Origin of the sequence: Methylobacter svalbardensis (assembly GCF_037671525.1) — a bacterium.
In the GTDB taxonomy this organism is placed as follows: Bacteria; Pseudomonadota; Gammaproteobacteria; order Methylococcales; family Methylomonadaceae; genus Methylobacter_A; species Methylobacter_A svalbardensis.
This window is the reverse complement of the sequence record NZ_JAWPOH010000001.1, coordinates 15,913-38,323: the sequence shown is the minus strand read 5'-3', so window position 1 is coordinate 38,323 and position 22,411 is coordinate 15,913. Positions and strand designations below refer to the sequence as shown.

The following is a 22,411-nucleotide window of genomic DNA, read 5'->3' as shown; positions in this document are numbered from 1 at the left end:
TAAGCCTTTTTTTATGGCCAATCGGAAAGTGTGCGGGAGCAGTGATATAGTTTATTCCAGTTTGTTTTGTGCGACATCCTGCGCTTCATTCAGAAACTTTCGATAATTAATTGAAACCTTAAGCCCTGCAAAACGCCCTGCCATTCTAACCAGTTCCTGGGTTTTTTTATCAAAGGTAATCTTAACCTCGTTTAAGGCGCGATCCTCATAACCTTCTTCTATATGGTTGGTTTCCAGCAGAAAACGGTAAATATACACTTCCTGCTCCGCTTCATCTTTGATTTCAAAAGGCTCGCCCAACTGCGCCAGAACAGCCGGTTTTTTGGGCAAATCCGCGGAAATTTTTTCCAGTAATGCCGGGTTGGCTTTGAGTTGTTGTTTTTCCTTGTCAATCTCGGCACCTCCAATAGAGCGCAAAGAAATCTCTAAAAATTTGGGCGGGGCAATCGCCAAAAAAAGTGAAGAAAACGACCAGGCAATTAATCTATTTTCTTTATTGAAATTTAAAGCAGAATAAAATTTCACTTCGGGCTTGATCAGCACATTGTTGCCGTCAACCTTACGAAACCAGTAGCGCCAGCGTCTGCCGTCCGCCGTCGGATCGTCCTGGCTGGCATAAAGTTTGGACAGGGAAACAAAGTCTTTACTGTAAAGAATAGGGTTCTTGAAGCGCAAGGTAAATTCATCATTGGCCTCGACGGAAAAGTTCCGATCGAATTCATCCATTTGCAAGTAGACTTGATACGCCCGAATCCAGTACATACAACCGGATAATGAAGCTGTCAGTGCTAGTAAAAAAACAAGGCGAAGACTTCGTTTAATTATTCCGGTTTTCATAGGATTGTTTCAATGTCGTGTTTTGGAGTTATTAACATTACTTTGCTGTGACAGGATATTTTCGACATCAATTTTATCAAAGCGGTATTGTTCACCGCAGAATTCGCAGTTGACCTCAATAATGTCCTGCTCCTTTAGCATGTCTTCTAGTTCAGCCCGGCCCATAGCGAATAATGTTTTCTCGATGTTTGGTCGTGAACAGGCGCAGCTAAATTCAACCGGCTCTGGGTCAAACAATCTGATTTTTTCCTGATTGAATAATCGATACAGTAGTTGTTCACAATCCAGATCAAACAGTTCTTGTTCGGTTACCGTATTTGCCAGTATTTCGATGTGCTCCCAATCAGCCTGATGATTTTCCTGTGTCGGCAGTTCCTGCAATAATAATCCTACCGCATGAGTTGCATTGGCAAAGAGCCATAAGCGAGTCTTAAGTTGTTCGGATTGCTCAAAATAGGTTTGCACGACGGCGGCTAAATTGCTGCCCAGGAGAGGTACAATGCCCTGATAAGGCTGACCATTTTCCGATTCTATGGTTAACACCAGTCGCCCTTGGCCGAACATGGCTTCTAAGGAACCTTCGGCTACGTTGTCCTTGCCTCGAACTAGACCTCTTATTTTTCGCTGATCCGTCGCCTGAGCAACCAAGGTTTTAATGTCGCCGTCGCCTTGGGCCTGAAGGATCATCGAGCCTGTAAACTTGACCGTAGCCGATAACATGACTACGGCCGCAAGAGCTTGTCCCAACTGCTGTTGCACGTTTTCAGAGCCGCGCTGATAAAATTTTGCCGCTTGCCAACTGTGGGTTAATTTAACCCATTCTCCGCGAACGCCCAGCTCTTCAAATAAAAAACGGCGTAATAAATCCTGCTCTATCATGTTTTTCCCGTTAAAAAGTAGTGCATTTTATGGCATCAGGATCATAATGATCTTTGCCCAAATCGTTTTATAAAAATACCACAGGCCATGATCTTTTCATCAAAAAAATTGACTTTACCCGGCACTAAAGAGGCTTTACCCGGCCGGAATACGCCCATGCTGGTTACAAACAGGCATTTTGTAACAGGCAACCCTATAGTTCCGCCGTTTCCGGAAAACCTGGAGCAGGCACTGTTTGGCATGGGTTGCTTCTGGGGAGCGGAGCGAAAATTCTGGCAATGTCGCGGCGTGTTTAGTACGGCAGTTGGGTTTACCGGCGGCAGTACACCTAATCCGACCTATGAGGAATTATGCACCGGTTTAACCGGGCATAATGAAGTTGTCAAAGTCATTTATGATCCGGCTGTTGTTTCATACGGTGAATTACTTCGGCTTTTTTGGGAATCCCACAACCCCACGCAAGGTATGAGACAAGGCAATGACATCGGTACGCAATATCGATCCGGGATTTATACCTACTCTCAGCATCAACTTGAGGAAGCGCTAGCATCAAAACAAAGCTATCAGCTACAACTCAGTCAAGCAGGTTTTAAATCAATAACCACAGAGATTATGACGGCAAGCGAATTTTATTATGCCGAGGATTACCATCAGCAATATCTGGCCAAGAATCCTATGGGTTACTGCGGTTTAGGTGGGTTAGGTGTGGATTTCTGATACGAAAGGTAAAAAAAAGGCGGTTTTTATAAAACCGCCTTGGAATATCTTTAGGATGAATATAACGCAACTTCTCAGCTATGGAGCTCTACAAGAGCTTTAAAAAGTTAGATTAATAATAGCAACAAATATTGCAACATAAAATGTGACATATTGTCGCAGCTATTTTTTGTTTAATTTATAATAAAAAAACGATAATGTATGTACGTGAATACTTAATGGTTTCTTATTTTAAGGCACGTCTACAACACACTGTTTTTATAAAAAATGCTCTCATACGCCTCCCCTAAATCGGAATTTTCTGCCCGGCAAAACCTGAAATGGCTGTTTATTCTCAGGAACTTGATGATACTCAGTGAGGTTATACTCATTATTCTATCCGTATACGGTCTTAATATTCGTCTGCCGGAGCAGCCGCTCTGGTTGGTTATATTGTCGATAGTTATAGTGAATATTTATACGTCGATGCGCTTGGAGACAGAAGACCCCGTTACCGAATTGGAAATTTTTTCTCAGTTAGTGATTGATGTTTTTGCTATTACCGCATTGCTGTATTTGACCGGAGGCGCATCAAACCCTATTACCTGGGTATTTCTGTTGCCTCTTATTATTACAGCCATCATGCTGCATCAATCCTATGCCTGGTATATGGTGATTTTAACCACATCCATGTACACCGCGTTAATGGCTTACAATATTCCTCTGCCGTCGATAGAGCCTCACATGCCCGATTCGGCAATGTTGTATGCCGATACAAAAAATTATGAGCTGTTCCGGCAGGTTCACGCTATGAGTGACAGTCATTATTTTAACCTTCATATTTTTGGCATGTGGTTTGGTTTTGTGTTTAGTGCCGGATTGGTTGCCTTTTTCGTGGTTGAGCTGGCTAAAACGCTGAAGGCTCAGGAGCGAAATCTGGCTGAAGCTCGGGAAAATGCATTAAGGGATGAGCGTGTTGTGTCGCTGGGTACATTAGCCGCCAGCGCTGCTCACGATATGGGGACGCCATTAGGTACTATCGCGATCGTGACTCATGAGCTTGAGCAAGAGTACCCGGTTCATCGTTTTCCGGATTTGCACGAGAAATTATTAATCATGCAGCAACAGGTTGACCGGTGCAAAACAGCCTTATCGGTGATGTCGGCTTCTGCCGGTGAAATGCGCGCCGAATCGGGGAGCGTCATGTTGCTGACCGATTATATCGATGAAGTCATCAATCTATGGCGAACTCACAAAGCGACTGCAAAGTTAAATTTTATTATCGATCCTGAAGTCGCAATGCAGGCAAAAATTGTTGCCGAACTCACGCTGACTCACTCGATCATTAATATTTTGAATAATGCGGCTGAAGCGTCGCCGCCGGAAAAGGGAATTGAATTTCATGCGTCATGGGATTTGGATTACGCCATTATTAAAATCAGGGATTTTGGCCCCGGTCTGCCGCCGGAATTAATCAATTTTGCCGGTAAGCAACCCGTTATCAGCAAAAAGCGCGGTTTGGGTGTGGGCTTGTTTTTAGCCTATTCCTCTATTAATCGTTTGGGCGGTAAAATTAATCTTTACAACAGCGAGCTGGGGGGGGCATGCGTGGAAATTACCCTGCCCCTTTTAAATACAGAGAGCAATAATGACAACTCAGGAAATAGATAGGCCACGGCTGTTGCTGGTGGATGACGATGAGACCTTTTGTAAGGTGCTGAAAAGCGCATTAGAAAAAAGAAATTATGAGGTATTGGTCGCTAACGATGTCAAGACCGGAATAGCATTTGCCGAGCGCTATCTACCCGAATATGCGGTGATTGATTTGCGTATCGGACATGAATCCGGGCTGGAACTGGTGAAAAAGCTGATCTCGTTGGATGACAATACCACTTGCGTGATGTTAACCGGCTTTGCCAGCATTGCCACAGCGGTTGAAGCCATAAAACTAGGTGCCACTCATTATTTAACCAAGCCGGCCAATGCGGATGAAATTGTTAATGCACTGCATAAAAATGAAGGCGATTCATCGGTCTCGATTAACGAAAATCCCTTATCCGTAAAACGCCTGGAATGGGAACACCTACAAAAAGTGCTGATGCAGCACGATGGCAATATTTCGGCGGCCGCCAGGGCGTTAAACATGCACAGGCGCACCTTGCAACGGAAACTGGATAAGAAGCCGGTCAGAGAGTAAATCATGGCGAGGTATAGGGTTGGGGTCTGCTTATCGTATTCGGCACGTTTAGCGCATGTCCCTGGACAGTGGTTTTAAGCATACTTTGCTCTAATCCTGATGATTTTATTTCAAGTCATCATATTCTAATTTGCAATATTTTTTTATTGAAAATATCTTTAACTTGTTCTGTTTTTTATCAATCCTGAAAAATATTTGAATTAATATTCAACGTGTTAGTTCTGAAGTCTTGCTGTTTCTCAAGCGAAAACAACTTTTCTGGTATCATGAATCCAGATGCGGGCGGGGGGTTTTCTTTTTTAGTTTTGACACGATGCTGTATCTCATGATAAAAAGTACCCTGTCGTTTATTACTTAATTCGACAAGCTACTCATTAAAGTGATTTATTGAGTGGCCCCCTTTGAGGAAAGGGGATAAATAATATAATATAATTAATACACATTCGAGGATTTTAAAATGGCTGAAGAAAAAGAAAAAGACAACACATGGTTGATCGCTGGTGTTGCTATTGCTGCTGTTATTCTATTAGTTGTACTGCTGAAACAAGATGAAACTAAGCATTTACAAAGTGGTGCGGTAGAACAGCTTCAAGCTGAAACTTTCAAGAATATCGAGAAAAGAAAGACCAGCAACGTTACTGGTAACGTAGGTAACTAAAAATAATACCCCCCGTTATAAAAAATGACGGGGGGTGTTGTTACATTCCAATTAACACTCCAGTATCCTGAGCTTGCAATCGCAAGTCTATCCTGTACTAAGCAACAAAAGTATCGAGCTTGTATCCTGGCGCAAACGCTCTCAAAAACGCTTCTCTGAATAGTTCAACATAACTCGGAATTGAGCCGGCTCGCGTAAGTTCGTGGCATTAACTACGCCTCTTTTTCCAGTATCTGGATTTTTTCTTCCAGCATTTTTACTCTTTTCAATAGCTCTGGCAGTTTGCTGATTGCGATTTGCTCTTTGTAAGCCGTTTTCTTATCTTTTGCCGGACTGCCGAAAACCTGCATACCCGCTTTGACATCGCCAGCTACGCCGGAACGCGCCATGACTACAGCACCGCTACCAATCGTAACGTGATCGGCAATACCTGAACTGCCTGCCAGAATCGCATAATCTTCAATGTTACATGAGCCGGAAACGCCGGTTAAACCGCACATGATGACGTGTTTGCCGACTTTGTTGTTGTGCCCGATTTGTACCAGATTATCGATTTTGCTGCCCGCGCCTATTGATGTGCTGCCCAATGCACCCCTGTCTATGCAGGTGTTAGCGCCAATCTCGACATTATCCTCAATGACTACATTACCGACCTGAGGAACCTTAACGTGCTCGTTATTCCTGAACTTATAACCGAAGCCATCGGCACCGATAATGGCCCCGGAATGAATAATGACATTATTGCCCACGGCGACATCGTCATAAATAACTGCATAAGGATGAATCCGACAGTTTTGACCTATCTTTACATTGCTACCAATATAGGCGCCTGCGTGGATTTCGCTGCCATCGCCTAAGTTTGAATCTTCGCCAATTACCGCGTAAGGGCCGATATACAGCTTATTGCCCAAGGTCACATTAGCTCCAAGCACTGCCTGCGTTGCAATTTGCCGATCATAAGTTCTGGCAGGATGCAGTAATTCGACAGCCTTAATGAAACTGAGTTCCGGGTCGGAGCAAACTAACAGCGCCATGCCTTCAGGTACATTCTCAACACCAAAACCCTCTGCAATAAAGCAGGCGGAAGCGGTTGAGCCTTTAATGTGCCGAGCATAGCGACTGTTGGTCAGCTGTGTTACTTGACCCTGATGTGCAGAGGTAATCTCTGCCGCTGATTCGATCATTGCTGATGGATCGCCGCCTTCAATTCGTGCGCTACAAAAATCGGCAAGTTCTTTTAATATAATCGGCATAGTTATCTCTGCTGTTATTCATACATAGCGCCAAACCAGTCGGCACGTTGTTGGAAATATAAATTCAGTATACCAAATCCTATAAACAACCACATTAGCTGGATTGGTTGGCCATACTGGTTGATAAGGGTTTTAAATGTAGCCGAATCAGCGGTATTTTTCTGCTTTCTAGCAGCCAAATATCAATGTTGATTGCAATGCCAGTGTCCCGACTTGCCGCCATCTTTTTCCAGTAATCGGACTGACTGAATAACCATACCTCTATCTACGGCTTTACACATATCGTAAATGGTAAGCAAGGTAATCTGCGTGGCATTGAGTGCTTCCATTTCTACACCGGTTTGTCCGTTGGTTTTTACCGTGGTCTGACAGCGTATCCGGTTGTTGTCGATTTCTGCGCTCAGCTGGATTTCCACATGCGTCAGGGGTAGCGGATGGCAGAGCGGAATCAGATCCGCCGTTTTTTTACTGGCCATGATGCCGGCAATTCTAGCTATGGCCAGCACATCGCCTTTTTTGTGTCCGCCGTCTACGATCAATTTGAGCGTAGACGGCTGCATTTCAATATAGCCTTCGGTGACGGCGGTACGCTGAGTGATCGCTTTTCCGCCGACGTCAACCATGTGGGCTTCGCCGGATTGATTAAAGTGAGTTAATGCAGTCATTTTTCTGTAAAATTATCAATGAAAGAGGCAGGCACGATTTATTATAACAACTGCCGGTTAAGAAAACTAAAAAGGCGACCGACCTGTCTTCCTTGCAATGCTCTCTATGCCAACCCTATTTTTTTGCGACTGAGTGATGACTATGTCAATTAAGGTGCGTTATTTTGCCAGCTTGAAAGAAGCTATCGGCCGCTCGGAAGACCATCTGGAGTTTGCAGGTCTTGCTACCGTCGCCGATGTATGGCGCTACGCCAATCCGAATAAAGCGTTGCCGGATAATAGTTTGGCGGCGGTGAATATGGACTATGTTGAATTGAAAAGTCCGGTTAAGGACGGCGATGAAGTGGCTTTTTTTCCGCCGGTAACCGGGGGCTGATCATGCACATAAAAATTTGTGCAGAAGCTTTTGATCCCTGGCAGGAAATTCAGGCGCATCAGCATTCGGCAAAGGAGTTGGCCGGAAAGTTTGGCGCAACCAGCGTTTTTATCGGCACGATGCGCGATTTCAATGACGGTGATGATGTTAAGGGCATGACGCTGGAACATTATCCTGGCATGACCGAAAAGCAGCTGGAAAAAATCGTTGCCGAAGCCCTGCAACAATGGCCGATTATTGACGCGTTGGTGGTGCACCGGGTGGGCGATATTCTGCCTAATGAGCCGATAGTGCTGGTAGCGGTATGGACATCACATCGTGGCGATGCGTTCGATGCGAGTCGGTACATTATGGAAGCATTAAAGTCGAGAGCCCCTTTCTGGAAAAAAGAGCTGTTAAAATCCCAAGCCGAGCGTTGGCTGGTAAAAAATACCGACGGTTATTTTTAACCGACCCGTTGTTATGAGTTTTATAGGAACCACCTGAATGCAGGGACCATTAAGAAAAATGCACGCCCGGTTGGAACTGGATAGTTCAAAGCCGGTTCAGTATGAATTGCCGGTGGGTGATCAGTTGGTCGCTTTAAATCCGCTGATCGGTAAGCCGATTAAGCTGACCTATGCCGGTAAAATCTGTTGCGCACATTGCAACAGGTCAATTAAAAAGAGCTTTAATCAGGGCTATTGCTATCCCTGTTTTATTTCATTGGCGCAGTGCGACATGTGCATCATGAAACCGGAGACCTGTCACTATGCAGCAGGTACCTGTCGGGAACCCTCTTGGGGCGAGGAATTTTGTTTTCAGCCGCATGTGGTTTATCTGGCTAATTCCAGCGGTATTAAGGTCGGCATTACTAGGCAGACTCAAATTCCGACGCGCTGGATAGATCAAGGCGCGGTGCAGGCCTTGCCGATTTTTAAAGTGCAGTCGCGTTATATTTCAGGTCTGGTCGAAATCGCCATTGCCAAGCATGTCAGCGATAAAACCAGCTGGCAGAAAATGCTTAAAATGAAGGCCGAGCCTGTCGATCTGGTGGCAAAACGGGATGAATTAATCACTGTTTGTACAGTAGAATTGAGTGCAATAACCCGGGATTTTGGCGCGCAGGCGATTGAATTATTAGTCGATGCGTCGCCTGTGGATATTCATTTTCCGGTGGACAGCTATCCGGTCAAGGTCAAGTCTTTTAATCTTGATAAGAACCCCGAAGTTTTCGGGGTGCTGCATGGCATAAAAGGTCAATATTTATTATTGGATACCGGCGTGATTAATATCCGCAAGTTTGCCGGTTACGAGGTTGAGTTCTCGGCGTAGGATTTGAGCCAAGGCCGTGATTCGTATTAAGCTCAAGACCGGCTTGCGCAAATCCACCGATAACACCGATTAACAAAAACGAATAATCGGTTGTTATCGGCCAGGCAAGAATTAAAAGAGACACGAGTGCAATCCCATCAAAAACCAAGTAAAATAATTAATATATGTTGCTTGAAAAAAGCAGCTACCAGCAGCAGTCTATATGACGTTCTTTAAAATACACCGGGTATTTGGGTCTTGAATTTTTGAAAACGCATATAATCGGCTTAATTCGAAAGTTTATTTGAGGGTATTAGCGTGGAGCTAAACGGCGCACAAATCGTAATTCAGAGTCTTAAAGACGAAGGCGTAGAATATATTTTTGGCTATCCCGGCGGGGCGGTATTGCATTTATACGATGCAATTTTCCAGCAGGATGATGTCAAACACATTCTGGTTCGTCACGAACAGGGCGCTACGCATGCGGCGGATGGTTATGCCCGCGCTACCGGAAAACCGGGCGTGGTACTGGTCACTTCCGGGCCGGGTGCCACTAATGCGGTAACCGGCATTGCTACCGCTTATATGGATTCAATCCCGATGGTGATTATTTCCGGGCAGGTGCCGTCGCCGGTTATCGGCAGCGATGCATTTCAGGAAGTCGACATGGTCGGTATTACCCGTCCCTGCGTAAAGCATAATTTTCTGGTCAAGGACATTACCAAACTGGCTGAAACCATCAAGAAGGCATTTTATGTGGCGACAACTGGCCGTCCCGGCCCTGTTGTCGTTGACATACCTAAAGATATAACCGATCCCCGGATAAAAATACCTTATAAATACCCTAAAAAAGTCACTATCCGTTCTTATAATCCGGAGGTTTCCGGCGATAAAGGGCAGATTAAAAAAGCCGTGGATTTATTATTGACTGCACAAAAGCCGATCATTTATTCCGGTGGCGGTGTGATCTTGGGTGAGGCCAGCAAGGAATTGATCGAATTCACGCACACACTGGGCTTTCCGATCACCAATACCCTGATGGGCCTGGGCGCTTATCCTGCAACCAACAAACAGTTTGTCGGCATGCTGGGCATGCACGGCACTTATGAGGCCAACATGGCGATGCATGAGAGCGATGTGATTATTGCCATAGGTGCGCGTTTCGATGACCGGGTCACCGGCAAGCTGGACGAGTTTTGTCCGCACGCTCAAATTATCCATATCGATGTTGATCCTGCGTCTATTTCCAAGACCGTTAAAGTCGCGATCCCTATCGTCGGCGAAGTCAAACCGGTATTGGAGCAGATGCTTGAAATGATCAGGGAAAGCAAAAAGAAACCGTCCAAGAAAGCGTTGGAAAGCTGGTGGAACCAGATCGACCAATGGCGCGCCGTCAAATGTATGGAATACGACCGCAACAGCCGGTTAATCAAGCCGCAATACGTGATCGAGCAGTTGTACGAAGTTACCAAAGGCGAGGCGTATATCACCTCGGATGTAGGCCAGCATCAAATGTGGGCGGCCCAGTATTACCCGTTCGACAAGCCGCGGCATTGGATTAATTCGGGCGGTTTGGGCACGATGGGCTTTGGTTTGCCCGCGGCCATCGGCGTTAAATTGGCGTTTCCAGACTCGGAAGTTGCCTGCGTGACCGGCGATGGCAGCATACAGATGTGCATTCAGGAATTATCGACCGCGCTGCAATACAATACGCCGGTAAAAATCATCAACCTGAACAACAGCTATCTGGGCATGGTTCGGCAATGGCAGGAATTTTCCTACGAAAGCCGTTACTCACATTCGTACATGGACTCCATCCCTGACTTCGTCAAACTGGCCGAGGCATACGGCCATGTCGGCATGCGTATCGATAAGCCCGAAGACGTCAGACCAGCCCTGGAAGAAGCTTTTGCACTGAAAGACCGCACGGTATTTTTGGACATCCTGACCGACCGAACCGAAAATGTTTACCCGATGATTGAATCGGGCAAAGGCCATCATAATATGACTTTACGCGTCGCGCCAGGCACATCGACCGACAGGGAGTTGGCGTAATGAGACATATTATTTCTATCCTGATTGAAAATGAATCCGGTGCATTATCGCGGGTGGCAGGCTTGTTTTCTGCGCGCGGTTACAATATCGAGTCCTTGACCGTAGCGCCTACGGAAGATCCCAGCCTGTCGCGTATGACCCTGGTCACTAGCGGCAGCGATGACATCATTGAGCAAATCACCAAACAGTTGAATAAGCTGATTGATGTGGTCAAACTGATCGACTTGGCTGACTCCGGTCATATCGAACGGGAACTGATGATGGTCAAAATCAAAACCTCTGAGCAGACCCGCGAGGAAGTCAGAAGCTTGGCGGCCATATTTCGCGGCAGTATTATCGATGTGACGCCAACCACTTATGTTGTGGAAATGACCGGTCCCTCCAGCAAACTAGATGCTTTTATCGCGGCTATCGACGGCGATACCATTATCGAAGTCGTCCGCTCCGGGCCGACAGGCATTTCAAGAGGCGAAAAAGGGCTGCATTTATAAGCTTTAGCCTTTCGCCTAATTAATTTCAAACACACCAAAAACAGGAAAAACCATGCAAGTTTATTACGACAAAGATGCCGACCTTTCAATCATAAAAGGTAAAAAAGTAGCCATTATCGGTTACGGATCGCAAGGTCATGCTCACGCCCTTAATTTAAAAGAATCTGGCGTTTCAGTTGTCGTGGGCTTACGCGCAGGATCACCTTCAGTGGCTAAGGCTGAGGCACATGGATTAACCGTACAATCCGTTGCACAAGCGGTTGCAGGTGCGGACATAGTCATGATTTTGACGCCTGATGAATTCCAATCTACGCTATATAAAGACGAAATTGAACCGAACATCAAACAAGGTGCCGTATTAGCATTTGCCCACGGTTTTGCGATTCTATTCAACCAAGTTGTGCCGCGCGCCGATTTGGACGTGATTATGATCGCCCCTAAAGCACCAGGGCACACTGTTCGTTCCGAGTTTGTACGCGGCGGCGGCGTTCCTGACTTAATCGCTATTCATCAAGATGCGTCAGGGACAGCGAAAGCGATTTGTTTATCGTACGCCTCTGCTATTGGTGGCGGTCGCTCAGGTATTATTGAAACCACTTTCCGCGACGAATGTGAAACCGATTTATTCGGCGAACAAGCGGTATTATGCGGCGGTGCAGTTGAACTCGTAAAAATGGGTTTTGAAACCTTGGTTGAAGCGGGTTATGAGCCTGAAATGGCCTACTTTGAATGCTTACACGAATTAAAATTGATTGTTGATTTAATGTTTGAAGGCGGTATCGCCAACATGAACTACTCAATCTCCAACAATGCAGAGTATGGCGAATATGTCACCGGCCCTAAAGTCATCAACGAAGAAAGCCGCAGGGCGATGCGTGAAGCCTTAAAAAACATTCGTAACGGTGAATACGCCAAGAAATTCATTATGGAAGGTATGACAAACTATCCTGAAATGACCGCCAAGCGTCGTTTGAATGCAGAACATCCGATTGAAGTTGTCGGTGCAAAACTGCGCAGCATGATGCCTTGGATTAAAGCCAACCAGATTGTTGATAAAACCAAAAACTGATTTTAGATTGGTTTATGCGTTTAAAAAAAGCCCGTCTTTATGATGGGCTTTTTTTTGCCATGAGGTAAATTTATAGGTCAAGTTGCTGTTTCTTCCAAACTGGAGCAATCCTCGGTATATGCCAAGCGTCTTCGGGTCACCGTCATACCGGCAGATACCGTCTTAAATTTCGAAAGTTACCGTCCATGGCGCTGGATACCGGCATTCCTGCCAGTATGGACGACTCTGGGGGCAGCTTTGTGTTTAGTAATAAAGGCTGGAGCTTAGGAATCGGCGCTAACGGAACTATTTGACCTCCGACTTCAAAAGTAATTACAATGTAACTATATTTTCTCAAGCAACAAAGAGTAGGTCAAATATGGCGCATTTAATCAAAATAGGAAATTCTCAAGGCATCAGAATACCGCAACCGCTTATTAAACAAGCCAATCTTCAAGATCAGGAGTTTGAAATACACGTTGTCGATAATGGCTTATTAATCACGCCGATCAAAAAAACCAGACAAGGCTGGGAAGAGCAATTCAAAAGCATTACAGCGGCTCAAATTGAGCAAGATTTTAACAGCACCCATAGCAATCTTGACCATAGCGCAGAACTTCCGACCGGCGAGGCGTGGGAATGGTAGTTAAACGATTTGACGTTTATCTGATCGAACTTGATCCGGCTATTGGCAGTGAAATTAAAAAAACCAGACCCTGCGTCATCGTTTCGCCCAATGAAATGAATTGCCTAAAAACTGTTTTAATCGCACCCATGACTACTAAAGGGTTTCATGCGCCCTCAAGGGTCGAGCTTCAGTTTCAGGATAAGACCGGGCTTGTTTTGCTGGATCAATTAAGGTCGGTCGATAAGTTCAGGCTGGTTAAAAAGCTGGGTACTATAGATGCCAAAACACAAAAAATGATTTCAGCAACTTTGGTTGATATGTTTGAGATTTAAGCCTGATAAGTTAGCCCTGCTTTGCTAATTTAATGGCACTGTCCTGTTGGAGAGTCGGGAATCAGCGTCATACATGTCGAACAGCTAACTTCGCCGAAACCCCACCCTTCGGTTTCAGCGTTACCGCTATTTCAATCTCGGCTTCATCCGTACTGAGCAACTGCAAATCAAAATGCTGAATGATCATGCTCAACAAAAGCTGGCTTTCCAGTAACGCAAAATGGTTGCCGATACAGACGCGTTCGCCCGTTCCAATCGGCATGAATGAAAACCTGCGATTTTCACCGTTCAGAAAACGTTCGGGATCGAACTGTTCAGGCTGTTGTCAGAAATCCGGGTGATGGTGAATATTGTAAATACTGAAAATCACCAGCCTGCCTTGTTTTAATAAATAGCCATCAAGCTCGGTATCCCTGCTGATCCGGCGCATCATAATACCGACAGGCGGGCGGAAGCGCATCGATTCATTCAGTACGGCTCTGGTATAGACAAGCTGCTGCAAGTCTTCTGCCGTTGGGATTTTGCCTTGCACTAAGGTATCGAGTTCCTGGCGTAATTTAGCCAGTACATCCGGGTGGCGGGCCAATAAATACAGCGTCCAGGTTAACAAATTGGCAGTGGTTTCATGGCCTGCGCTAAAAATGGTAATGACTTCATCGCGAATCTGTTTGTCGGACATAAGCTTGCCATTGTCATCGCTTGCGTTCAGCAACATATCCAACAAATCGTTGTTTACCGCTGTTTGCGCGCGGCGCTGCTCGATGATCCCGTAAATGACATCATCCAATAGGGCGCTTGCGGCATTAAATTCCCGATTGGCCTGAGTGGGTATAAATAACGGCATGCGCAAAGGATTCATGACCGATTTAGCCGCATACCGGAGCGCCGTGTCTAAAGCCGGCGCAATGTGCATGATTTTATCGAGGACGCTGGTGCTGAACATGGTTTGAGTGATCACTTCAAGCGTTACCTGCATCATTTCATCGGCGAGATTAACTTGCGCCCGTCACCCAATAGCCGCCATCTAGCTAGCAAATTATTGCCGGCCGTGACAATTTGCGCGTGCAAAGATGCCAAATTACTCCTCTGGAAAACCGGCTGCATTAAGCGCCGCTGTCTTTGCCATAACTCGCTCTGACTGGTCACTAATCCTTGTCCTAACACCAAAGCCAGACCGGTGGGTTTTTTAGGATCATACATTTTGACAAAGATATCGCTTTGCTTGATTAAAGCCTGTTCGATCAGCTTGGGGTGGCTGATTAGATAAAAATGGCGCGTCGCCAATCTGAAACTGACCAAATCGCCATAATCACGCTGCCAGTCGCAAAGCGCTTGAAATGGATTGGCTTTCATCTGGCGTAGATTACCTAATAGGAATTCGCCTTTGATTTTTGGGATTGTTTTGTTTTTGGGCATGGTTAATACGGTTAGAGGTTTTAGTTTCTCAGTTCTACTTTATCAGATTATCAAAAAATGAAGTTGAGCAGACTAAAACTCCGTTCGCCCTGAGCCTGTCGAATGGGGTGGGCGGGGTTTTAGTCTGCTCAACACATGAAATATGACAAAGTAGAGCTAAGTCGGGCATTTTATTTATGCCATATAATCAAATGAGCTAAAGTCAGGCAACGAAAAAACTGTTGACCTACGAAGCTAACGAGCTGGTCCTTTCCGCCGCATTGTTGCCGAGTCGACGGAAGGTGTGATTGCAAGACCAGTGCTTTTCCTTTAAGGTTAAGCTGTTCGTGGTAAAGACGCAATATCAATCACAGGTACTTCCTATATGAGCATCGAAGAACTTCACAAGTTATCCGCCGTAGAAAAGCTAAAGATTATCGAGGCGCTTTGGGGCGATTTGGTCGGTGACGAAGATAATCTCTCCAGCCCGTCTTGGCATGAAACCGAACTCATAGAGACTGAAAAAAAATTTCTTTCCGGCGACATTGACGTACTGGATTGGCAGCAAGCCAAGAAAGCATTACGTTCGCAATTTGAATGAAAGTTCAGATTCTCCGGTCAGCTATAGAAGACCTTGCCGCAGGCCGAAAGTTTTATGATCGTCAAGAAGCAGGCGTAGGCGACTATTTTTTCGACAGCCTTTTTGCCGAAATCGATTCACTGGCGCTTTACGGCGGGATTCATTCAATTCATTTCGGATTTCATCGGCTGCTGGCAAAGCGTTTTCCTTACGCAATTTATTACAAAATAATTGATAGCAAAGCTATCGTCTTTCGTGCTCTTGATTGTAGGCGTAACCCAAATAAACTTCGTAAAGTTTTTGAAGAAATGGGGTAGTTTGATCAGCGTTTCAGTATAGCGTAAGCCGGAATAAGACCAATCCAAGCGGGTAGCGGGGGGGGGGGGGGGGGGGGTGGGGGGGGTGGGGGGGGGGGTGGGCCCCCCACCCCCCACCTCGCTGTTGCTCGAATCGGCTTATTCCGGCCTACCGGACTGACCAATCCGTGGCGGTATAACTTGACACTGGCACAGTGCGGGTAGGCATTTCTAGCATCAAAGCAGGACTCAATCAATTCGAGGACTTTGGGTTCGTCGGATAGTTGATTTAAGGCAGCGTTCAGCAGTTTGCGCTGGTGATGGTCTAATTCACGGATTGCAGTAATTAATTGAAAAAACTCGGCGTTTTTCATGATGATCTCCAATTGAAAACCTACATGGCTTATTTTATGAAAAAGAAATAAAAAATTCCATAACTAACGATGACACACGCACAGGAGATTTACCGAGCGGCTTTTAACAGCGCTTGGGATGAATACGCGCAAGACGAAGAGCGGGCGCACAAGGTGGCTTGGAGTTCGGTCAAAAAGAGATATGAGAAGGATGAATCCAGTAGGCAATGGAAAGCTATGGATGATGACTAAGACGGGGAAAGTTCACGTTAGCCGGATCAAGAAGAGTCCATAACAATGTCAAAGTCGGGCTGTTCAATCTTTATTTTCCGTTATGTACGATGGCGTACAGATGCGTGGCGAAGACCCGCGCAATACTATTTCAAACGCAATTTTCAGGAGATTCATCATGACCTATCCTAATAGCTCAGCCGTAAACGAATTTGGGGGTGAACGTACCTTATCCGGTGTCTACCCAGAATCCATGCATGCCAATGCAAGTGCTGTGTCGTGGAGCGCTATTGTGGCTGGAGCAGCGGCGACAGCAGCCTTGGCGTTGATTCTTTTGATGCTGGGAACAGGTTTAGGTCTGTCCTTGGTGTCGCCTTGGGCATACAGCGGCGTAAGTGCAACCACTTTCGGCGTATCGTCCATACTGTGGCTGACCTTTACGCAACTCGTTTCTTCAGGAATGGGTGGCTACCTCGCCGGCAGGCTGAGGACAAAGTGGGTTTCGGTACATACGGACGAGGTCTACTTCCGCGACACCGCTCACGGCTTCCTGGCTTGGGCGGTCGCCGCGCTTGCAACCGCCGCGCTACTGACATCCGTGATTGGATCGATTGTCAGTGGTGAAATTCAGGCTGGGGGAGTCGCGACTACAGCGGCTACCGCCACAACTAGCGGGATGGCAGGCGGATCAGAAATGGCGAAATGGGAGCCTATGAAGTACTTCGTGGATTCGATGTTCCGAAAGGACGTCAATGCATCTGTAACCGTCTTAACTCCCGACGAAAGCGGCGGCATGTCTAGCGTTATTTCTGAGTCAACCGCTGCCGTATACAGAACCGAAGTTGCCCGCATCTTCATGAACAGCATTCACACGGGACCATTGCCCGCAGAAGACCTTCGGTATGTCGGTCAGGTTGTCGCACAGCGCACCGGTCTGACACAGTTGGATGCTGAAAAGCGAGTGGTTGATACCTATGCACGCGTACAGGCCAAGCTTAGCGAAGAGGAAACTGCGGCTAAAAAAGCGGCCGACTCCGCACGCAAAGCTTTTGTCTATGCTTCGCTGTGGCTGTTCATCTCGTTGCTCATCGGTGCATTCGTCGCCAGCTTTGCGGCTACTTATGGCGGTCGGCAGCGTGACATGTAATTATACTTACAACTAACTTAGGAGACAAACAATGCGCTCAATACTTTTGTACCTTCTCGGTATCCCTATCCCCATCATTATTCTGATTGCGTTATTCGTGCGTTAGACGCATTCAACATGCTGATGGGCGCGACGCGCAGGGTTTGGATCTACCGTTCGTGGCGAGCAGTGAGTCTATCGAACAGTTGAACGAATAAGTCTTAACTTATGGCTAGGTCATCGTTAAGCATTGAAAAACAACTCATACCGCATTAGGCGACGCAGTCTCAGCAAAGTCTTTACGGTTTTTTAAGAGTAATTACCTGATTTAACATTCATTCAAAGGAGAACCGCCATGCAAACCCTGGACAACATAAACAACACCGACGACTCAGTCACGAAAATTGAACTTAGAAACATTAAGCGTAAGGACTTCACTATGCCGAAGCGATTAGGGTTATTCACATTCGCCTTGACGGCGAGCCTGTTGCTGGCGACCGGCTGCGCCCGAGACGAACCGATCACTAATACGCCGCCAGCAGAACCTCGTGCTTCAGAACTCGAACATATCGAACGCAATGTTCAACAGAGGCCGACACCTCCCCCCAATTCGAATCTAGAAAATACCGAGCGCAATGTTCGCGACAGTGGCGGCGCCACTCTCACCCCGGAAGATCAAGGCGCAAATCGTGGAGATCGTGAGATCACTGCGGCCATCCGCCGAACCATCGTCAAAGACAAATCACTGTCACTGAACGCTCACAACGCCAAAATCATCACCCGCAACGGTGTTGTAACCCTACGCGGCCCTGTCAAAAATGCTGCGGAAAAAAACACACTGCAATCAATCGCCAAAAAAATACGGGGAGTGAAGCAGGTGGATAATCAACTCGAAATCAAAGCACCTTAACCAGCATTAGGAGATAAATCATGAAAAAAGCAGTTTTTTGTATCGCCAAAAATATCGAACAGGCAGAGCATATTGTCAGCCATTTGAAAACAGTCGGTTTCTCGAATAACGATATTTCCGTGCTGTTCCCGGACAAATCCAGTACCAAGGACTTCGCCCATGAAAAGCACACCAAGGCACCCGAAGGTGCGGCTATCGGCGGAGCAACCGGCATTGGTGTGGGTGTTGTGCTGGGATGGCTGGCGGGTATCGGTAGCCTGGCCATTCCTGGAGTCGGTCCATTCATCGCCGCAGGACCGATCATGGGGGCCTTGAGCGGTGCGGCAGTGGGCGCGGCCACCGGTGGCATTACTGGCGCTCTGGTCGGCCTGGGCATTCCAGAGTATGAGGCCAAACGTTATGAAGGAAAGATTACGGGAGGAAGTGCCTTGATTTCTGTACATACGGATAGCAGCGAAGAGCGTGATCGAGTAAAAGAAATTTTTAAAAATGCCCATGCAGAGGATATTTCCTCGACTGGGGAAGCGTCAGTTTAAGCTTGATGATGCTATTGCACGTAATCAAAAAATAAGGCTATGTCACTCTTAGTTGTTGAACATAATTTATTCCTAACGTAGCGGATATGTTAGTGCAATATAGTAATGCCTTGTGGTTATCCACATTATTCTGTGGATAACCCTGTCTTTTAGTTGTCATATTACACGCTAACCATTGGTAAACTTAGGGATTTAGTTAAATTGATCAAAAACTGGACAGACCATTCGTAGAAAAACTTTCAGTATCCAGAAACCATTGCTGAGGCTGTTGATCAACTAATGAGTGGCCTAGGCCACTGTGAAAGTAAAAATTTGGCTGCCGAACTTAATGAATTATGCGCTAAATTAGACTGTGAACTCTAGCGCACGAACCCGCAAATCGTCCGGTCGGCTTAAAAGCATACGTTCCTGTTCGCTTTTAAACACTCCCTCCAGAATTGCTTTGCCGAAATACAGAGAATCTCAACGTAGGACGCAGCGCGTCACATATCTCGTTACCACGCAGCGCGTGGGAACGAGGTCGAGGGCAAAGTTCTCTCCGTCCATCTATGACACCCAAGCAAATCCGCCTTAACAATCAAACCAATCCTTGCTTCAGCCCCGAGTAGTCTCTATGATTTTACTTTCACTCGATCGATAGCATCATCACAAGGTTAGTATGATTTCAGCTAAATTATCCAGCAAATTCCAATTGGCAATACCTAAGGCTATCCGGGATCAGCTTGATCTGAAGGCGGGCCAGCAGTTTACGCTGATCGCTAAAGGCGACATTATTGAGCTGATTCCTGTCCGCTCATTGGCAGCGGCCAGGGGGAGCTTTAAAGACAGCAATCCAGACGATTACAGGGATCATCAGGACAGAATCTAATGGCCGTTCTGGTTGATACCTGCGGCTGGATAGAATGGTTAACCGACGGTCTGTTGGCCGATGCCTTTGCTCCCTATCTGGCCGATCCGGCCGAACTAATCATCCCCACTACGCTGCAATTTGAACTGTATAAATGGGCAAAGCGGGAAAAAAGCGAGGTTGAAGCCTTGGAAGTTATCGCTTTAACCGAACAAGGCCGGGTTTTGCCGTTGACTACCCGGCTGTCTCTGTATGCGGCAGACTTGGCTTTGCAACATCGATTATCGTTTGCCGACGCAATTATTTATGCTTCCGCAAGATTGGTTGATGTGCCGCTGATAACGGCGGACGGTCATTTTAAGGACTTGCCGGAAGTCATTTATTGCTCAAAAAAACGACCCACCGCTTAACCTCGATACAAGAACATCAATAATAAGAAGATGACTGATGAATAAATTACTGAAAAACGCTGTCTGGATACTGATCGCCGCGCTCGGTGCGGCAGCCGTCGGCGGTATCGCTTTAAATCGCGGCGAGAGCATCAACGCGCTGTGGTTTATAACTGCCGCCTTATGCGTCTATGCCATTGCCTATCGCTTTTATGCGGCGTGGATTGCCGCCACGGTGTTGGTGGTTGACGAAACGCGGGCGACTCCGGCCGAGCGGCTCGATAACGGCCGCGATTTTGTGCCGACCAATAAATGGATCGTGTTCGGTCATCATTTTGCGGCGATTGCAGGGCCTGGGCCGCTGGTGGGGCCGACGCTGGCCGCGCAGTTCGGCTATTTGCCGGGGACACTGTGGATTTTGTTCGGCGCGGTGTTGGGCGGTTGTGTGCAGGATATGGTGACTCTGTTTTTGTCTACCCGGCGCGATGCCAAAAGCCTGGGGCAGATGGCGCGCGACGAGCTGGGCGCCTTGGGCGGCACGGCGGCGCTGATCGGCACGTTTGCGATCATGATCATCCTGATTGCGGTGCTGGGACTGGTGGTGGTTAACGCGATGAAACACAGTCCGTGGGCGACGGCTACGGTGACCGCGACCATTCCGATTGCGATGATCGTCGGTCTTTACATGCGCAGTTTTCGCCCGGGTCAGGTGCTGGAAGCCTCCGCTTTGGGTGTGATTCTGTTGTTGTTGTCGGTGATGGGTGGCGGCTGGATTGATAGCAATGAAACTTTGCGGGTCTGGTTCGATCAAGAAGGCTTGACGCTGGCCTGGTGGGTGATGGCTTACGGTTTTGCGGCCGCCATTATGCCGGTTTGGCTGTTGCTGGCGCCGCGCGATTATTTATCGACTTACATTAAATTGGGCACTATCACCTTGCTGGCGGTGGCGATTGTCATGTTGCAACCGGAAGTAAAAATGCCCGCATTGACGCAGTTCATTGACGGCACCGGGCCTATTTTCGGCGGCAAGTTATTCCCGTTCATGTTTATTACCATCGCTTGCGGGGCGATTTCCGGCTTTCATGCGCTGATCGCTTCCGGCACCACGCCGAAATTGCTGACCAATGAACGCGATATCCCTATGCTCGGTTACGGCAGCATGATGCTGGAATCCTTTGTCGCGATGATGGCGATGATAGCGGCAACGGTACTCGATCCCGGCGTATTTTTTGCGATCAACAGCCCTGCGGGCGTGGTCGGCAAGGAAGCTGTCGATGCCGTTGCGGTGATTTCATCGTGGGGTTTTCCGGTTACCGTAGAGCAGATGCAGCTGTTAGCCAATCAAATGGGCGAGGCAACCTTGTTCGCCAGAACCGGCGGCGCGCCGTCTTTGGCTGTGGGCATGGCGAGTATCTTCGGCAGCGCGTTCGGCGAGAGCATGCTGGCCTTGTGGTATCACTTTGCGATTATGTTCGAGGCTATTTTCATACTGACCACGCTGGATGCCGGAACCCGGGTCGGTCGCTTCATGTTGCAGGATATGCTGGGCAATATCTGGCCGAAAATGGGCGAAACCTCGTGGACGCCGTCGGTGGTTTTGACCAGTGCGCTGGTGGTGGCAAGCTGGGGTTATTTCCTCTATATCGGCGTGATCGACCCGAACGGCGGGGTCAATATTTTGTGGCCGCTGTTCGGCATTGCCAATCAGATGCTGGCAGCGATTGCGCTGAGTGTCGCAACGGGTATATTGGTTAAATCGGGCAAACTCAAATACGCCTGGGTGACCTGTTTGCCTTTAGCGTGGCTGGTGACGATTACCAGTGCGGCAGCCTGGGAGAAAATTACCAGCGACAATGTGCGCATCGGTTTCTTTGCGGCGGCCAACGATTTGGCGGACAAACTGGCGGCAGGCGTTTTGCCGCCGGAGAAAGCCGCTATTGCACCGCATTTGATCTTCAATTTGCATCTGGACGGTTGGCTGACGCTGTTTTTTGTGGCTTTATTGTGGCTGATCGTACTCGACATGCTGCGCGTTTGCAGTCGTTACCTGACCGGAAAGCCGGTGTTGGCGCTTTCGGAATCGCCGCATAGCCCGAGCCGTTTGGTCGAAGATTGGGCGAGGGATTGATGTTAAGCAAAATCAAAGCGTTTTGGCGTGGAGTGCGTCATCTTTCCGGCGACGATGCTTACGAGCGTTATTTACGGCATCATGCTGCGCATCATCAAGCGGATATAGCCTTAAGCAAGACTGCTTTTTTCAAGCAGTGGCAGGATGAAAAGTGGAATGGCATTAAGCGCTGTTGTTAGCGGGGTAGAGGCTTTTATTCGCCACGAAGGACG

27 protein-coding genes and 2 pseudogenes are annotated in these 22,411 nt (G+C 47.3%); 22 read left to right on the top strand and 7 right to left on the bottom strand.

The window, feature by feature from the left end; translation table 11 throughout:
• Positions 1 to 51 precede the first annotated feature (51 nt).
• Positions 52 to 837 (bottom strand): hypothetical protein, encoded by a 786-nt coding sequence (locus tag RW114_RS00220; RefSeq protein ID WP_340120699.1) that lies wholly within the window; start codon positions 835 to 837, stop codon positions 52 to 54.
• 9 nt (positions 838 to 846) lie between these two features.
• On the bottom strand, positions 847 to 1,716 hold the full coding sequence (gene hslO, locus RW114_RS00215; protein ID WP_340120698.1) for an Hsp33 family molecular chaperone HslO: 870 nt from the start codon (positions 1,714 to 1,716) through the stop codon (positions 847 to 849).
• An 87-nt stretch (positions 1,717 to 1,803) separates the two neighbouring features.
• Between hslO and msrA the strand changes: the two genes are divergently transcribed.
• The 4 genes from msrA (at position 1,804) to RW114_RS00195 (ending at position 5,267) form a co-directional block, all read left to right on the top strand.
• On the top strand, positions 1,804 to 2,433 hold the full coding sequence (gene msrA / locus RW114_RS00210) for a peptide-methionine (S)-S-oxide reductase MsrA (RefSeq protein WP_340120697.1): 630 nt from the start codon (positions 1,804 to 1,806) through the stop codon (positions 2,431 to 2,433).
• Between the two features lie 267 nt (positions 2,434 to 2,700).
• A complete protein-coding gene (locus tag RW114_RS00205; protein WP_340120696.1) occupies positions 2,701 to 4,083 on the top strand; it encodes an ATP-binding protein in 1,383 nt (460 codons plus the stop codon).
• The gene (locus tag RW114_RS00200; RefSeq protein WP_340120695.1) at positions 4,061 to 4,609 is read left to right on the top strand and encodes a response regulator transcription factor; all 549 of its coding nucleotides are present in this window, start codon (positions 4,061 to 4,063) and stop codon (positions 4,607 to 4,609) included. Before RW114_RS00205 ends, RW114_RS00200 begins: the two co-directional genes overlap by 23 nt.
• Before the next feature lie 457 nt (positions 4,610 to 5,066).
• The gene (locus RW114_RS00195; protein ID WP_340120694.1) at positions 5,067 to 5,267 is read left to right on the top strand and encodes a hypothetical protein; all 201 of its coding nucleotides are present in this window, start codon (positions 5,067 to 5,069) and stop codon (positions 5,265 to 5,267) included.
• A gap of 212 nt (positions 5,268 to 5,479) precedes the next feature.
• On the opposite strand, the gene lpxD is transcribed toward RW114_RS00195, so the two are convergent.
• Together lpxD and moaC are read right to left on the bottom strand one after the other, a co-directional pair.
• The gene (gene lpxD / locus RW114_RS00190; protein ID WP_340120693.1) at positions 5,480 to 6,520 is read right to left on the bottom strand and encodes a UDP-3-O-(3-hydroxymyristoyl)glucosamine N-acyltransferase; all 1,041 of its coding nucleotides are present in this window, start codon (positions 6,518 to 6,520) and stop codon (positions 5,480 to 5,482) included.
• A gap of 182 nt (positions 6,521 to 6,702) precedes the next feature.
• Complete coding sequence (gene moaC / locus RW114_RS00185) at positions 6,703 to 7,185, bottom strand: cyclic pyranopterin monophosphate synthase MoaC (protein WP_340120692.1); 483 nt, start codon at positions 7,183 to 7,185, stop codon at positions 6,703 to 6,705.
• A 142-nt stretch (positions 7,186 to 7,327) separates the two neighbouring features.
• On the opposite strand from moaC, the gene RW114_RS00180 reads away from it, so the two are divergent.
• The 8 genes from RW114_RS00180 to RW114_RS00145 all read left to right on the top strand — a co-directional run bounded on the left by RW114_RS00180 (position 7,328) and on the right by RW114_RS00145 (position 13,408).
• Positions 7,328 to 7,561 carry a MoaD/ThiS family protein gene (locus RW114_RS00180; protein ID WP_340120691.1) on the top strand — a complete coding sequence of 78 codons (234 nt, stop codon included), beginning with the start codon at positions 7,328 to 7,330 and terminating at the stop codon, positions 7,559 to 7,561.
• Positions 7,562 to 7,563: 2 nt separating this feature from the next.
• Complete coding sequence (locus tag RW114_RS00175) at positions 7,564 to 8,010, top strand: molybdenum cofactor biosynthesis protein MoaE (protein ID WP_340120690.1); 447 nt, start codon at positions 7,564 to 7,566, stop codon at positions 8,008 to 8,010.
• Positions 8,011 to 8,047: 37 nt separating this feature from the next.
• Positions 8,048 to 8,875 (top strand): DUF2797 domain-containing protein, encoded by an 828-nt coding sequence (locus RW114_RS00170; protein ID WP_340120689.1) that lies wholly within the window; start codon positions 8,048 to 8,050, stop codon positions 8,873 to 8,875.
• Between the two features lie 297 nt (positions 8,876 to 9,172).
• Positions 9,173 to 10,909, top strand: coding sequence for an acetolactate synthase 3 large subunit (locus RW114_RS00165; protein ID WP_340120688.1), 1,737 nt, complete (start codon positions 9,173 to 9,175; stop codon positions 10,907 to 10,909).
• On the top strand, positions 10,909 to 11,400 hold the full coding sequence (gene ilvN, locus RW114_RS00160; protein WP_340120687.1) for an acetolactate synthase small subunit: 492 nt from the start codon (positions 10,909 to 10,911) through the stop codon (positions 11,398 to 11,400). The genes RW114_RS00165 and ilvN overlap by 1 nt, the downstream gene beginning before the upstream one ends.
• Positions 11,401 to 11,452: 52 nt before the next feature.
• A complete protein-coding gene (ilvC, locus tag RW114_RS00155) occupies positions 11,453 to 12,469 on the top strand; it encodes a ketol-acid reductoisomerase (RefSeq protein WP_340120686.1) in 1,017 nt (338 codons plus the stop codon).
• A gap of 358 nt (positions 12,470 to 12,827) precedes the next feature.
• Complete coding sequence (locus tag RW114_RS00150; protein WP_340120685.1) at positions 12,828 to 13,094, top strand: AbrB/MazE/SpoVT family DNA-binding domain-containing protein; 267 nt, start codon at positions 12,828 to 12,830, stop codon at positions 13,092 to 13,094.
• Positions 13,088 to 13,408: a type II toxin-antitoxin system PemK/MazF family toxin gene (locus RW114_RS00145; protein ID WP_340120684.1), complete on the top strand. Its 321-nt coding sequence runs from the start codon at positions 13,088 to 13,090 to the stop codon at positions 13,406 to 13,408. Before RW114_RS00150 ends, RW114_RS00145 begins: the two co-directional genes overlap by 7 nt.
• Before the next feature lie 67 nt (positions 13,409 to 13,475).
• On the opposite strand, the pseudogene RW114_RS00140 reads toward RW114_RS00145, so the two are convergent.
• Together RW114_RS00140 and RW114_RS00135 are read right to left on the bottom strand one after the other, a co-directional pair.
• A pseudogene (locus RW114_RS00140) lies at positions 13,476 to 14,351 on the bottom strand (cytochrome P450).
• A 32-nt stretch (positions 14,352 to 14,383) separates the two neighbouring features.
• The gene (locus tag RW114_RS00135; RefSeq protein WP_340120683.1) at positions 14,384 to 14,824 is read right to left on the bottom strand and encodes a cytochrome P450; all 441 of its coding nucleotides are present in this window, start codon (positions 14,822 to 14,824) and stop codon (positions 14,384 to 14,386) included.
• Positions 14,825 to 15,188: 364 nt separating this feature from the next.
• Here RW114_RS00135 and RW114_RS00130 point away from each other — a divergent pair, with 364 nt between their 5' ends.
• Both RW114_RS00130 and RW114_RS00125 read left to right on the top strand, forming a co-directional pair.
• On the top strand, positions 15,189 to 15,404 hold the full coding sequence (locus tag RW114_RS00130; RefSeq protein ID WP_340120682.1) for an addiction module protein: 216 nt from the start codon (positions 15,189 to 15,191) through the stop codon (positions 15,402 to 15,404).
• Positions 15,401 to 15,700, top strand: coding sequence for a type II toxin-antitoxin system RelE/ParE family toxin (locus RW114_RS00125; RefSeq protein ID WP_340120681.1), 300 nt, complete (start codon positions 15,401 to 15,403; stop codon positions 15,698 to 15,700). Before RW114_RS00130 ends, RW114_RS00125 begins: the two co-directional genes overlap by 4 nt.
• A 143-nt stretch (positions 15,701 to 15,843) precedes the next feature.
• Here RW114_RS00125 and RW114_RS00120 read toward each other — a convergent pair.
• A pseudogene (locus tag RW114_RS00120) lies at positions 15,844 to 16,053 on the bottom strand (hypothetical protein); the annotation flags it as partial.
• Positions 16,054 to 16,122: 69 nt separating this feature from the next.
• Between RW114_RS00120 and RW114_RS00115 the strand changes: the two are divergent.
• The 8 genes from RW114_RS00115 (at position 16,123) to RW114_RS00080 (ending at position 22,378) form a co-directional block, all read left to right on the top strand.
• Positions 16,123 to 16,284, top strand: coding sequence for a ChaB family protein (locus RW114_RS00115; RefSeq protein WP_422614769.1), 162 nt, complete (start codon positions 16,123 to 16,125; stop codon positions 16,282 to 16,284).
• 157 nt (positions 16,285 to 16,441) lie between these two features.
• The gene (locus tag RW114_RS00110; protein ID WP_340120680.1) at positions 16,442 to 17,410 is read left to right on the top strand and encodes a hypothetical protein; all 969 of its coding nucleotides are present in this window, start codon (positions 16,442 to 16,444) and stop codon (positions 17,408 to 17,410) included.
• A 334-nt stretch (positions 17,411 to 17,744) separates the two neighbouring features.
• Positions 17,745 to 18,299 (top strand): BON domain-containing protein, encoded by a 555-nt coding sequence (locus tag RW114_RS00105; RefSeq protein WP_340120679.1) that lies wholly within the window; start codon positions 17,745 to 17,747, stop codon positions 18,297 to 18,299.
• A 20-nt stretch (positions 18,300 to 18,319) separates the two neighbouring features.
• Positions 18,320 to 18,835, top strand: coding sequence for a hypothetical protein (locus RW114_RS00100; RefSeq protein WP_340120677.1), 516 nt, complete (start codon positions 18,320 to 18,322; stop codon positions 18,833 to 18,835).
• Between the two features lie 658 nt (positions 18,836 to 19,493).
• Positions 19,494 to 19,703: an AbrB/MazE/SpoVT family DNA-binding domain-containing protein gene (locus RW114_RS00095; protein WP_340120676.1), complete on the top strand. Its 210-nt coding sequence runs from the start codon at positions 19,494 to 19,496 to the stop codon at positions 19,701 to 19,703.
• On the top strand, positions 19,703 to 20,092 hold the full coding sequence (locus RW114_RS00090; protein ID WP_340120675.1) for a type II toxin-antitoxin system VapC family toxin: 390 nt from the start codon (positions 19,703 to 19,705) through the stop codon (positions 20,090 to 20,092). Before RW114_RS00095 ends, RW114_RS00090 begins: the two co-directional genes overlap by 1 nt.
• A 37-nt stretch (positions 20,093 to 20,129) precedes the next feature.
• The gene (locus tag RW114_RS00085) at positions 20,130 to 22,199 is read left to right on the top strand and encodes a carbon starvation CstA family protein (RefSeq protein WP_340120674.1); all 2,070 of its coding nucleotides are present in this window, start codon (positions 20,130 to 20,132) and stop codon (positions 22,197 to 22,199) included.
• Positions 22,199 to 22,378, top strand: coding sequence for a YbdD/YjiX family protein (locus RW114_RS00080; RefSeq protein ID WP_340120673.1), 180 nt, complete (start codon positions 22,199 to 22,201; stop codon positions 22,376 to 22,378). The genes RW114_RS00085 and RW114_RS00080 overlap by 1 nt, the downstream gene beginning before the upstream one ends.
• Positions 22,379 to 22,411 lie beyond the last annotated feature (33 nt).